We start from the raw sequence: 13,103 nt of genomic DNA on the forward strand, positions 1-13,103 counted from the left end.
TCTTACCTCCCAAACTTTTTCAATAATCTCCTAGCAACTCCATTCAGTGAGTAGGTGTATACCAAATCACTGATGAAATCTTTTATTGTTCGATACTCCCTTATTTGAAACATCAGGCCCAAAGCCCAAAATGGATTTCTAGACTGTAATAATTTCAGTCTAAGATTAGCCAAGGCCAAAGTTCTAGCAAGCTGGCGATGGTCCGCCTCAGAAATCTGTCGCTCTTCTGCGATTTTTTGCACGGACTCATAGCGACTGATGACCTTCTGTAAATAGTTAATCCTAGATAACCTTGTTTTATTAAAACTGAGCGACGACGCAGACTGGGTTACATTCGCCTGATGAATGCGGTGCTGATCTAGAAGCTGATCTAAGCAAACAACTTTTCCATACAATGGAGCCAGCATACCAAATAAAACATCATGATAGTCAAATCCAGGATAATCCGTATACTGCTGCTGCAAAATATCTGTCAGTACCGACTTTCTAAAAGCTGTCTGATAACCTGACGGCCAATTTTTCAGAAGCCAAGCTAGATTTCTTTCTCGACATTCTCCTGAAACCTTGGGTTCTTTGATGACCTGACCATTTTGATCAATCAAGTAAGACTGGCCATACACCATAGCAGCGTCTGTTTCTAACAGTACTTTCTGCAAGGCAGCTGTTTTATCAGGCAGCCATTTATCATCCTGATCAGCGAAAAAAACAATATCATGCTCAGCCAGACTCGCTAATTTTATAAAAGTTCGATAATGACCCAAATTTTCCTGATTTTCAATCAGCTGCCAATCTGTCAGTTGATGCTTGATGATGTAATCCCTGATTAACACCACTGTCTGATCTGTCGAACAGTCATCACAGATAATGACCTGATCAGGCTTCAGCTTTTGAGTGCGGATAGAGTCTAGTTGCTCCAAAATAAAATCCGCCCCATTATAGGTCGCCATCACGACAGAAATCATTTCTCCCTCCTTCCTAAACTTTTGATCCCATATCCCCCTAACTCCTAGCTTTCTCCCTGTCTAAGCTAGACTGCTCTGTCTGTAAAGTCATTACTTTCTTCTAAGCAGATACTTATAAATGAACGCTTTTATCCAAATAGGTGTTCCCACAAAAGCACGAATCATCAACATATTTTGATAATATTGCCCTCGGTTCAACATACCATGTGACAGCAAAAAAGTATTGACTACTTTCCAGCTGGCAATCTGCTCTGTCTGGCTTCTTCTTGTATGCATGCCGTTTCCGACACGAGCATAAACCAAGACCCGATTAAGATTGGCGAAACGACAGCCCTGAGCAGCCATTCTCGCCCAAAGATAATAGTCTTCTACTAAAGGCAGGGGCTTGTAATTGCCTGCTTTTAAAACAGATGATTTCTTGAAAAATACCGTCATGTGACAGAAAGGATTTCTCCGCTGCAACCTTTTGATAATCTCTTCATGGGAAAGCGGCATTTGTTTCTCTGCCACTATTTGATCTGGTTCCGTGTCAAATTCTATGATATTGCCACCCAGAACATCTAACTGTGGATGCTGCTCAATATAGTCCGCTTGTTGCTGAAAACGGTCCGGTGTCGCAATGTCATCTGTATCCATTCTAGCAATCCAGTCATAAGAGCAAGCCTCAACTCCCCGATGCAAAGCTTCTCCTAATCCGACATTTTTCTTTAAGGGTAGAACTTTCATCTCTGGAAATGTTTCCTTGAAATCTTGAATCGTCTGATAAAGCTCTTCTGTCAGCGGCCCATCCTCTACAAGGACAAGCTCATCTGGCTTGCGGCTCTGCTCTACAAGAACACTATTTAGACTCTTTCTTAAGAAATCTGGATTCTCCTTCTGGTAGACAGACATCAATGCCGAAAACTTCACTAACAATCCCCCCAATCATCCTAAACTAGTTTCCCTTCTCCGTCTTCTCAATAGACCTCCTAAAATCTGCTACCTGATAAGACTGAGAATAGCTAGACATCTCTTTTTCATAAGTTAAATCTGAAAACAGCTTATTCAGAGTCGAAACATAGCGGGACAGTCCTTTTAAAATCCAGTTAAATGCAGGCAGCAAGACTACTCTCTGGCCATGAGTCCTTTTTATTTCTCTGACTAGCTGAGAGGTATTGACATAGTCCTGATTTTGAGGATAGAAGACACCGCTGTCTCGATTCTGAACAATCAGTCTAATAAACTCACAAAGATTGTCAATATAAATCATACTACGTTCATTCTGAACCAAAGGGAAAACCGGTAGTTTCTGAGCCAACTTTGACAGTCGCTTATAGTTTCCTTTAGCTTGATGACCATAAACCATTGGCGGCCGTAAAACTGCCAATTTGAAATCTTCGCTCTCCAATTCCGCCAGAAGTTGCTCAGCAGCTAGTTTGCTTTTGCCATAAAAAGAATCAGGACGCTCTTTTGTATCCTTTGTGATAACCCGATCTCCCAAAACTTCGCCATAGACGCTCATGCTGCTCATAAAGATAAACTGTTTGACGCCTTCGCGTTTAGCCTTTTGAGCCAATTCATACGGTAGCTGAGTATTGACTTGATTATATACAGACTCCATCTCTTTTGATGGATTAGAGATATGGACAATCGCCGCCAAATGCAAAATTACATCAAAAGACGAAAAATCTTTCTCCTTCCAGGTTTCTCCGCGGACATCCAACTCATCAACCTGGACATCCTCCCGTGAAGAAACATACCTCTTAAAGCTCCGGCCGATATAGCTACCCTCTCCCGTAATTAATATTCTTTTCATCAGCCTTTAATCTTTCTTTTCCATATTTCCCGTGCCGCCTTCGACAACACCTTCGCTCTTGGCCACACTCTTAATGGTGCCAAAGAAACAGCGGACATCCAATCCAAAAGATAGATGCTGGACGTAGTAGCCGTCCAATTCAGCTTTCTTGGCAATCGGCAGCTCATCTCGCCCGTGAATCTGAGCCCATCCCGTCAGACCTGGCAAAACATCATTTGCTCCATAGCGGTCTCGCTCTTCAATCAAATCATACTGATTCCAAAGAGCCGGTCTTGGACCTATGATACTCATGTCACCAACAAAAATATTCCAAATCTGAGGCAACTCATCCAGAGATGTCTTCCTAAGAAATTTCCCAACCTTTGTAATCCATTGCTCAGGATTTTCCAGTAAATGAGTTGGGGTATCCTTAGGTGTATCCATTCGCATCGTTCTGAATTTCAGAATATAGAAGTGTTTCTTATGCAGACCGACCCGCTTCTGTTTGAACAAAACTGGTCCTTTTGAATCCAATTTAATAGCGAGTACTAGAAGCAGAAAAAATGGTGATAAGACAAGCATTCCTAAGAATGACAAGACTATATCTAATGTTCGTTTAAAAAATTTATACATGATTATCCTAAAAACTTATTGCTGTGCAAACTTTACCAGGCTATCCTTGAGGTCATTTGCACCAAGAGTCAGAATAGAGTCCACATAGGAATCCACCTCTATCTTAGGCAGCGACTGAACATTCCCTACAAAAATCTTTTCATAGACTTGATCATTGACCTTTTCCTTGGCAGACAAGAGCTCTTCATAAAGCTTTTCGCCCGGTCGAATGCCTGCTTCCTGAATCTGAATCTCCTCTTCAGTATGACCGCTGAGCGTGATCATCTTTTTAGCTAGGTCCAATATTTTCACAGGCTCGCCCATATCCAAGACAAAAACCTCTCCCCCTTGCATCAAGGCTCCAGCCTGAATCACCAAGCGGCTGGCTTCTGGTATGGTCATGAAATAGCGTGTCATTCGAAAGTCCGTCACAGTGATAGGACCTCCCTTGGCAATCTGCTCCTTGAACAAAGGAACAACACTACCTCGGCTGCCCAAAACATTCCCAAAGCGGACAGCTGAGAAAAGAGTCTTTCCTTCTTCATTTAAACTGGTCACAACCATTTCCGCCACACGCTTAGTTGCCCCCATAACATTAGGCGGGTTGACTGCCTTATCTGTAGAAATCATGACAAATTTCGCAACACCAGCTGCCTTTGCTGCTTCTGCTACATTTCGTGTACCATAGATATTATTTTTGACCGCTTCTGTCGGATTGTACTCCATCAAAGGAACATGCTTGTGAGCCGCTGCATGATACACTCGATCAGGACGATAGGTTTCCATAATATGGAAAATCCTCTCTCTATCTTGAATATCTGCAATGATTGGAATCAACTCAATATCATCTTTATAACGGCTTGACAGCTCCTTGTGAATCAAATAAATGGAATTTTCTCCATGACCTAGAAGCAGGAGCCTAGCTGGGCAGAATTGAGCAATCTGACGGCAAAGTTCCGAGCCGATTGACCCACCGGCCCCCGTAACTAGCACTGTCTTGCATTTAATATTGGACTTCAAACTTTGCTGATCCAGCTTAACTTCTTTACGTCCCAACAGATCTGCAATATCAATTTCCTGAAGTTTGCTGACAGATAGTTTCCCCGTAATCACCTGTTCATACTTAGGCATGGCATTGACCTTGACCTCCGTCTGTTGGCAATACTCTACGATTCGTTCGTAATCATCCGGAGCCAACGAAGGAATGGCAATGACAATTTGTTCGACTTCATAATTCCCTACAATTTCAGGTATCTGCTCAGTTGTTCCTACAACTTTTACTCCATGAAGATAGGTATTTTGCTTATTCTTATCGTCATCTACAATCGCGACTATCTTCAAATCTTTTGATTTTTGCTGGGCTGTCTTGATAAAGAGACTAGCACCATCCCCAGAACCAACAACAAGGGTCTTCGTCCCATCTACTTTCTTACCCAGTAAGGCTGAAGGGTGCTGCACGAATTCATGAATCTCCCGCCAAGTCAGCCTTGAAGCAATAACCAACAAAAACGATAGCAGCATAGAAAGGACAATATATCTACTGTTTGTGGATTCGTAAAAGATTTTCTCTACAACGTATACAATCGAGTAAGCTCCCAAAATTGAGCCCCCTACTCGAAACATTGTTTTGTAATCTGTATACCTTGTAATCGTAGAAAAGACATTCGACAGTGTTGCAAATGTCAAATACAGTACAATAATCCCCATTAAAATAGAGATAAAAGATAAATCCGTTATCCCGACATATTTTGCTAAGAAGAATTTTGAAATCCCCTGACTTATACTGAGCAAAATAATATCAACAATAATTAAGATGACTCTTTTTCTCGCTCTTGTCATGTTCCTAATCTCCCAATTATCCTAAAACTCTTTAATCCCTATTATTTCCCATAATTGCCATAGCTGCCGTATCCTCCATAAGTTCCGTAGGCACCATAGCGTTCCAAATCAATGTTATATTTATTGAGGACAACACCTAAAAAAGGAGTTCCCGTTTGTTCCAACTGCTCTTTAGCTTTCATGACTGCTTTTCGTTTGATATGGCCTGCTTGTGTAACCAAGAAGCTGGCATCGCATTTCTGAGCGATGATAGCCGCATCAATGACCAGACCAATCGGTGAAGTATCTACGATGATGTAGTCATAGCGGACACGCAGGTCAGTCAAAAGCGCTTCAAACTGCTTGCTTTGCAAAAGCCCCGTCGGATTAGGTGATACTGGACCAGATAAGATCACATCTAGGTTGTCCAGATCTGTATCGTTGATGACTTCATGCAGGGCAGCCTGTCCTGACAAATAGTCCGTCAGTCCTGATACTTTTCTCTGACTGCTAAACACACCGGACATGACTGAGTTGCGGATATCCGCATCGATCATCAAGGTCTTGTGACCAGCTCTGGCAAAGGCGGCTGCGAGATTCACTGAGGTTGTAGACTTTCCTTCATTTGCCGTCACCGAGCTTATTTCGACCATCTTGATATTGGCGCCGCTCAGCTGTACATTAGTACTTAGAGCATTGTAGTATTCCTCGGTTAATTTGACAAGATTCCTTTTTTTCCTAACTAATTCTAAGGTTGCCATTTTCTCTCCCTTACATTCTGTTCATATCTGGGATAACGCCCAATAGCGTCAAGCCCATAACTTCTTCAATGTCCTCTGGCTTCTTCACCCGATCATCCAGGATTTCGACAGCGATGATAAAGATCGACATCAGGACGCTGCCCCCTAAAAATCCTAAGATAACATTACGCCGAATATTTGGTGAAGAAGGCTCTGCTGGGACTGTTGCTTCTTCCAAAGTTGTCACATCAGAAACTTTTGTCACTTCAATAATTTTCTCAGCAGCGATATTACGGAAGGCATTGGCAATGCGAGCCGCTTCCTCTGGATTGTCATCCTTAACTGTAATCGAAACGATACGAGTATCCGCCGGAACGGAAACGGTGATGTGACGCGTCAGCTCTCTTGGTGACGTTTGCAGTTTCAGCTCACTAATTGCCTGTGATAGAACCGCCTGTGACAGAATGATTTCCTTAAAGTCCTTAACGAGGTATGAACCCGCCTGCAGGTCCTGATTAGTCAAAGCTGCCTGCGTTTCGTTCTGACGGCTAACCACATAGATGCGTGTGGTGCTCTGATACATTTTCTTAGCAATAAAGACGCTGTAGCCAAAAGCCAGCAAAGAAAAGAGCACCGCTCCCAATACGATGGTGAACTTTTTCAGCCATAAGGCTCTCAGCAAGGACAGAATATCGATTTCTACGATTTGCTTTTCTTGTTTTTCCATTTTTCCCCTAAATCAATTCATTTTTCAATAATAATGCTTGGTTGCCGCCAAAGAGGGCTTCTGCCCGGCGGGAACCGTATTTCTTAGCGACGATGTCAAAGGCCTCTTTCATAAAGGGCGGTCTCTGGCTTAGATTGTGCATGTCGCTGGCAACAAAGTGGACCAAGTCCTTCTCCAAAAAGAACTGAGCCCGTTTTTTCATAAATTTATGCGAGTCTCCAAGCAGCTTAGGTTTTAGAACACTGGAGCTGTTAATCTGAGTATAGCAGCCCATATTAATGAGTTCCTGCACCTTCTTTTCATCATTTTCTAGGCAGTGATAGCGCTCAATATGAGCAAGGACCGGTGTTAGACCTAAGCGCAGAATTTGAGCTAAGCCTTTATGGATGTCCTTATAGGGCGTCGCCATGCTAAACTCAATCAGCACATAACGTGTGCCTGCTAGACTGGGGAAAATCCCCTTTTCCAACTTATCCGCCACATCGCTGGTGTAGTAAACCTCTGCCCCATAGAGAACCGTCAAGTCAGGCGCTACAATCTCTGCCAGTTCTTTCACCATTTTAAAGTTAGCGCTTATGGTCTCCTCAGGCGTTTCAAACATGCCCTTTCTGCGATGAGAAGTAGAGATGATGGTCCGAACTCCCTGTCGATAACTTTCTTCCAGCAGTTTTTTGGAATCCTCAAAATTCTTAGGGCCATCGTCCACATCAAAGATAATATGAGAATGGATGTCAATCATGGTGTTTTCCCTTCCATTACCTGCTGAATCGCTGCCTTAGCATTATCAAGGCTTTCTGGCTGGATTTCCATCATGTAGAGATTGGAATCTGGCATAGCGTAGGATGGTAGATCCATACGACCGTTTCCGCTGATGGCTTGTGACTGAACCTGATAGTTTCCACCTGACTCCAGCTGGGTATTGACCAGATTCATAAGAACAGGCAGCTCCATATTGGTCTGGATAGAGTCCTGCAAGCCGGAAATAATCTCGTTGTAGTTCTTCAAAGCACTGGTTGAAGTCAGCTTTTTAATGACTGCTTCGATAACTTTTTCTTGATTTTTTCCGCGGTCATTGTCGCCACCCTGAAGAGAGTAACGCTCGCGAACAAAGCCAAGGGCCTGATCTGAGTTCATATGGACTTTCCCTACTGGGAAATGATGATTGCCGTGTCGGCTGGTAAATTCTTGGTCATTTTCAACATCAATCCCACCCAGCAGGTCTACCAGCTTGAGGAAAGAAGAGAAATTCAGACGAACATAGTAGTCAATGCGAATACCGTAAAGATTTTCCAGCGTGTGGATAGAAGCATCTACCCCGTAAATCCCTGCATGGGTCAGCTTGTCCATCTGCCCAGCTCCTCCATCTGCAATCGCCACATAAGAATCACGAGGAGTTGTCGTCAAGAGGACTTTTTTGGTCTTGCGATTAACCGTCATGATGATATTGACATCTGAGCGTGAGACAGATGAAATCGAGCCATAGGTGTCAATACCGCTGACATAGATATTGAAGACATCTGCATTGGCATCATCCCTGCGCTTGCCTGTCTCTACTTGACGGGTGATTTTATAAGTATAGATTTTCTTTATCTTTGAAGCATAGTCAGCATCATGAGAAGCCAGCATGTCTCCAAACGAGCTATTGAGGGCAATGGCCTCAGTCTCTTGATTGATGAGGGCCTTGTAAGCTGCGATATAAGACGAGCTGTTTTCCACTGTGAGTTCTGTCTTTTTAGTCTTCTTGATGTGATCCAAAAGAGCCGCTACATTGTCCTTGTCTCCATTTTCAGTCGGAGCTGTCAGCTTCTTCAGTTGAGTTACATCTGATTTATCGCTGTCTGTCCGGACATAAACGGCCATTTCAATTTCAGAGTAATTTGAAGTGGAGTTCACACCTCTAGATAAGTCCATCAGCTCCTTGACCCCGTACATAGCTCCTGAGGATACCAGCAAGGTCACAAACAAAAGCACCGTGGTCAGGACTTTGAACTTATTTTTCCATACAAAGAAGGCTGCCAGTAAAATAACAGCCGCCAAAAGAGCAGACAAAATAAGGTTCAGGTGATGAAACGCCAGAACATTATTTTTAAATATAGAAAAAATAAGCAAACCTGAAACCAAGCTTACCAATGTCAGTAAAGCTGCATTAAAGAGCCTCAGCTTCTTCCCCTTTTTAGAAGCAGGCATATTTCTCCTATGTTGATTCATAATTCTCCCTTTTTCTCCCCTGAGATATAAATACATTTTATTATATCATAAATGCATTATGATACACTAAAATATTTAAAAATATTTTAGTTTTTTCCAAAATTTGTTGACAAAAAAGGACAGTCTGTATTAATTTTCGGTAAATTCCTTCTTTCTTCTCTAAAAACCGATATTTTATACTGTTTTTGACAACAGAAAAAAAGAGGCGAAACCTCTTTTATATCAGTATTTTGCTTGGTTTTTAAAGCATCTTATCCCTGTCAACTTGCTCATAGGCTTGGAGGCCATCATTCAGCTTGTCCCAGATGACTACCTGGCCTGACTGAAGGGACTTCTGCACATCAATGATGCGTTGATTAGAAGAGCCGCGAAACTGCAGCATGAGATTCTTCTTGGTAAGGTCAAAACGGCCGTCCACCAGAATATCAATCAGACTCAGCAGCTCCAGCTTATCCTCCGTTTCCAGCATCATCTCCTCCCAGGTGTAGCCCGTCCAGGACCAGATATCCTTGTCCGGCAGCTCTCTCCGAATCCGCTTGACCAAGGGCAGGAGAATGCCTGTATTGAGAAAAGGCTCGCCGCCTAGGAGGGTCAGTCCCTGCACATAAGGTTCCGCCAAGTCTTTCATAATCTGCTCCTCCAACTCTTGGGTATAAGGAATGCCGGCGTTGAAAGACCAGGTTGCTGCATTATAGCAGCCCTCACAGTGAAACATACAGCCACTGACATAGAGGGAGTTGCGGACACCTTCGCCATCTACAAAGTTAAAGGCCTTATAGTCAATGATTCGCCCCTTGCTCAGCTCCTCACTTTTCCATTCTTGAGGTTTGGGATTGTTCATCTTCATCCTCCAAATCAATCCAGTAGCGCTGACTTCTATCGATTGTATTTTCGTAAACACCGCCAGCGGAGAGAATCGTGCGTCGGCTGGCTTCGTTGTCTTCATCGCAGGTAATCAGCACTCGTTCTAGTCCTTGCTTTCGAGCCTCTGCTAGTCCTAGCTCTAGCTGCAACTTAGCCAATCCCTTTCTGCGTTGACTGGGCCGGATAGAATAGCCGATATGCCCACCCTCCACAAATAATTTGTCATTCAAGGACAGGCGCAGGGCTAAAAATCCCAAAGGAAAGCCAGTCTCATCAAAGGACAAAAATTGGATGGCAGGAACCCAACCTGCTGGCAAGTTTTCCACATCTTCCTTCTGTTCTATAATTTTCAACCAATCCTCATAATCCTTTGCTCGCTTCCAAGTGGAGCCCATGCCACCGTGCATATAGGATTTTGCAGCATTGAACTCCGCAATCATCTCTAAAATTGCATCTTTATCTTCCAAAGTTGGTCGTCGTAATTCCATAAACTCTCCTCAATCTATATCAATCCAGTAACGCTCCTTGCCAGCTCGAATATCCTCTAAAACTCCGCCATTAGCCAGAATCACTGCTCGGCTGGCAGCATTGTCACTATCGCAAGTCACTAGGACTCGTTTTATATTTTTACTTTTGGCTACTTGCAAGCCTTGTCGCAACTGCTCTTTGGCCAATCCTTTCCCACGCGCAGAAGGACGGATACTATAGCCGATATGCCCGCCTTCTTGGAGCAAATAGTCATTGAGCCGCAAGCGCAGATTAAGAAAGCCTACAGCCTGACCATCCGCAGCAAAAGAGATTAGTTGGATGTAGGGCACAAACCCTTGCGGCAAGCCTAGACCTGCCTCAGCTAGTTGAATCGTCTCCAGCCAATCCTCGTAGACAAAATCCGCTCCGCCAAAGAAGCCATCCTGTCGGCTACCAGCCGCTTCAAAGTCAGCCAGCATCTCTAAAATCTTTTCCTTGTCTTCTAGTTTCGGTCGTCTAAGCTCCATAGTGCCTCCTGATACGAAGAGAGTGAGACCGCCTTGCGCCCCACTCTGACTTCTATTGTTTCTTGTTCTTTTCTAAAAATTGCTGACGCAGTTTGGCTAATCGTTCTTTTTTGCTGCTGCCGCCCTGCGAATGTTTTTCATGGAAACGCTGCACCTGAGCCTTTCCTTTGTCATCCAATTGATACTTTCCCATCTTAATTTCCTTCGTACTTAATAGTCGAGCCATTCATATGCTTGACCCGAGCTGATATTTCCTTATGTCGGCCATTGACCATTGGACGGGCTTGCGGATTTCCTAGATAACCACAGGTCCGCTTGACCACATCAACCGTCTTGGGATCGCTGTTGCCGCAGTTTGGACAGGTGAAGCCCCGCTCGGTCGGCGTAAAATCTCCCTCAAAGTTACACTTGTAACAACGGTCAATCGGTGTATTTGTACCTAAGTAACCAACTCGGTCATAGGCATAGTCCCAGACAGCTTCCAGTGCCTTGGGATTTTGCTGCAGCACAGGATATTCACAATAGTGGATAAAGCCACCAGAGGCTCCCACTTCAGGATAAATCTTCTCAAAGTCCAGCTTTTCAAAAGGTGTTGGATTCTTGCGCACATCGTAGTGGAAGGAGTTAGTATAGTACTCCTTGTCAGTAATGTCTGGAACGACGCCAAACTTCTCTGTATCCAAACGGCAGAAACGGTCGGTCAGACTTTCAGATGGCGTCGAGTAAACAGAGAAATGATAATCATACTGCTCCGACCACTCTTCCACCCGGCGCTTCATATCTTTGACAATGGCAACTGTAAAGTCCTTGGCTTCTGGATTGGTCTCCCAATTACCGCCGTAAAAGACTGCTGCTACTTCATACAGACCGATATAGCCCAGGGAAACCGTTGCACGACGATGAGTAAAGAGCTGGTCTACCTGATCATACTTGCCCAGACGTTGGCCAAAAGCCCCATACTGATAAAGAATCGGTGCATTGGCTGGACTAGCTTCCTTGGTCCGCTCCACACGGTAGACCAAAGCATCTTCAGCGATATTCATCCGCTCGTTAAAAAGTTCCCAGAATTTATCCAAATCCCCCTCGGACTCAAGCGCAATCCGCGGCAGATTGACAGTAACAACTCCTAGATTCATACGGCCAGAGTTGACTTCCTGACCATTTTCATCCTTCCAACCTTGCAGGAAAGAACGGCAGCCCATCGGTACCTTGAACGATCCGGTCAAGTCAATAATCTTGTCATAGGAAAGCACATCTGGATACATGCGCTTAGTGGCACACTCTAGAGCCAGTTCTTTGATGTCGTAGTTAGGCGTCCCTGGCTCGAGATTGAGCCCACGCTTAAGGGTGAAAATCAGCTTAGGGAAAATTGCTGTGCGGTGCTCGCTTCCCAGTCCCTTGATGCGGATATTGAGAATGGCCTTCTGAATTTCCCGCTCAAAACGATTGGTCCCAAGACCAAAGCCCAGCGAGGTAAAAGGAGTTTGACCGTTAGAGGTAAAGAGAGTATTAATCTCATACTCCAGCGACTGCATGGCATCGTAGATGTCCTTCTTGGTCTTCGCCCAGGCGTACTCTTCCTGCTTATCCGGCAAAACCCATTGCTCCGCATCCTTGAGATGCTTTTGGTAATTAAGCTTAGCATAGGGCGCCAAGACTTCGTCAATTCGGTCCGCTGAGCAACCTCCGTACTGACTAGAAGCTACATTGGCAATGATTTGCGAGATTTGAGCTGTCGCGGTCTGGATAGACTTAGGACTTTCTACTTCTGCATTGCCAATCTTGAAGCCATTTTTCAGCATGCCGTCAAAGTCAATCAGACAGCAGTTCGTCATCGGTGTATAAGGGCTGTAGTCCAAATCATGGTAGTGGATGTCCCCCTTCTGGTGGGCATTGGCCACATGAGGCGGCAGCATCTTAAGGCCGATGGATTTGCCGACAATCCCAGCCGTCAAATCCCGTTGGGTATTGAAAACATCACTGTCCTTATTAGCATTCTCATTGACTACCGTGCGGTCTTTATTGAGGAGCTTGTCGATGGTAAAGTTGATATCAGTCGCTTTTGAGCGCTCAAAATCCCGTTGGGTGCGGTAAGTGATGTAGTTCTCTGCAATGGCATATTCCTTGGCATTCAAAAGCTCATGCTCAACGATGTTCTGAATCTCATAGATTTTGACATACTTAGCGAAGCGACTGCTGATTTCTGCCACAATGCGGTCTGTGATAGCTTCTAGCTTGGCTTCCAGCATTGGATTCAGCGGACCGACTTCCTGAGCTGCCCGCACCATAGCCTTATAAATCTTTGACACATCAAAAGCCACTCTGCGGCCATCCCGCTTCTCCACATAAATCGCTGGAGCAGTTTCAAACTTCTCTTCCCTTAAAATCATCACGAACACTTCC

14 protein-coding genes are annotated in these 13,103 nt (G+C 44.3%); all 14 read right to left on the reverse strand.

What is annotated here, in order from left to right:
* Positions 1-2 precede the first annotated feature (2 nt).
* The 14 genes from HMPREF9378_RS02430 to nrdD all read right to left on the reverse strand — a co-directional run bounded on the left by HMPREF9378_RS02430 (position 3) and on the right by nrdD (position 13,090).
* Complete coding sequence (locus tag HMPREF9378_RS02430) at positions 3-962, reverse strand: glycosyltransferase family 2 protein (RefSeq protein WP_002914165.1); 960 nt, start codon at positions 960-962, stop codon at positions 3-5.
* A 90-nt stretch (positions 963-1,052) separates the two neighbouring features.
* On the reverse strand, positions 1,053-1,886 hold the full coding sequence (locus HMPREF9378_RS02425) for a glycosyltransferase (protein ID WP_167395902.1): 834 nt from the start codon (positions 1,884-1,886) through the stop codon (positions 1,053-1,055).
* Positions 1,887-1,896: 10 nt separating this feature from the next.
* Complete coding sequence (locus HMPREF9378_RS02420) at positions 1,897-2,757, reverse strand: NAD-dependent epimerase/dehydratase family protein (protein ID WP_002914168.1); 861 nt, start codon at positions 2,755-2,757, stop codon at positions 1,897-1,899.
* A 6-nt stretch (positions 2,758-2,763) separates the two neighbouring features.
* Positions 2,764-3,369, reverse strand: a complete 606-nt coding sequence (locus tag HMPREF9378_RS02415) for a sugar transferase (RefSeq protein ID WP_002914171.1) — start codon at positions 3,367-3,369, stop codon at positions 2,764-2,766.
* A 15-nt stretch (positions 3,370-3,384) separates the two neighbouring features.
* Positions 3,385-5,187: a polysaccharide biosynthesis protein gene (locus HMPREF9378_RS02410; protein WP_002914172.1), complete on the reverse strand. Its 1,803-nt coding sequence runs from the start codon at positions 5,185-5,187 to the stop codon at positions 3,385-3,387.
* A 41-nt stretch (positions 5,188-5,228) separates the two neighbouring features.
* Positions 5,229-5,927: a polysaccharide biosynthesis tyrosine autokinase gene (locus HMPREF9378_RS02405; RefSeq protein WP_002905547.1), complete on the reverse strand. Its 699-nt coding sequence runs from the start codon at positions 5,925-5,927 to the stop codon at positions 5,229-5,231.
* A 10-nt stretch (positions 5,928-5,937) separates the two neighbouring features.
* Positions 5,938-6,633, reverse strand: a complete 696-nt coding sequence (locus HMPREF9378_RS02400) for a Wzz/FepE/Etk N-terminal domain-containing protein (protein ID WP_002894051.1) — start codon at positions 6,631-6,633, stop codon at positions 5,938-5,940.
* A 7-nt stretch (positions 6,634-6,640) separates the two neighbouring features.
* Positions 6,641-7,372, reverse strand: coding sequence for a capsular polysaccharide biosynthesis protein Cps4B (gene cps4B / locus HMPREF9378_RS02395; protein ID WP_002914174.1), 732 nt, complete (start codon positions 7,370-7,372; stop codon positions 6,641-6,643).
* On the reverse strand, positions 7,369-8,841 hold the full coding sequence (gene cpsA, locus HMPREF9378_RS02390) for an LCP family glycopolymer transferase CpsA (RefSeq protein ID WP_435876574.1): 1,473 nt from the start codon (positions 8,839-8,841) through the stop codon (positions 7,369-7,371). The genes cps4B and cpsA overlap by 4 nt, the downstream gene beginning before the upstream one ends.
* A gap of 241 nt (positions 8,842-9,082) precedes the next feature.
* Entirely contained in the window at positions 9,083-9,682 is a 600-nt protein-coding gene (nrdG, locus tag HMPREF9378_RS02385) for an anaerobic ribonucleoside-triphosphate reductase activating protein (protein ID WP_002899261.1), read from the reverse strand.
* A complete protein-coding gene (locus HMPREF9378_RS02380; protein WP_002902054.1) occupies positions 9,648-10,193 on the reverse strand; it encodes a GNAT family N-acetyltransferase in 546 nt (181 codons plus the stop codon). The genes nrdG and HMPREF9378_RS02380 overlap by 35 nt, the downstream gene beginning before the upstream one ends.
* 9 nt (positions 10,194-10,202) lie before the next feature.
* Positions 10,203-10,700 (reverse strand): GNAT family N-acetyltransferase, encoded by a 498-nt coding sequence (locus tag HMPREF9378_RS02375; protein ID WP_002902052.1) that lies wholly within the window; start codon positions 10,698-10,700, stop codon positions 10,203-10,205.
* A 52-nt stretch (positions 10,701-10,752) separates the two neighbouring features.
* Complete coding sequence (locus HMPREF9378_RS11685) at positions 10,753-10,893, reverse strand: hypothetical protein (protein WP_002902050.1); 141 nt, start codon at positions 10,891-10,893, stop codon at positions 10,753-10,755.
* A gap of 1 nt (position 10,894) precedes the next feature.
* On the reverse strand, positions 10,895-13,090 hold the full coding sequence (nrdD, locus tag HMPREF9378_RS02370; RefSeq protein ID WP_002902048.1) for an anaerobic ribonucleoside-triphosphate reductase: 2,196 nt from the start codon (positions 13,088-13,090) through the stop codon (positions 10,895-10,897).
* Positions 13,091-13,103: the final 13 nt, after the last annotated feature.

Source organism: Streptococcus sanguinis SK1 = NCTC 7863, from assembly GCF_000194945.1.
In the GTDB taxonomy this organism is placed as follows: Bacteria; Bacillota; Bacilli; order Lactobacillales; family Streptococcaceae; genus Streptococcus; species Streptococcus sanguinis.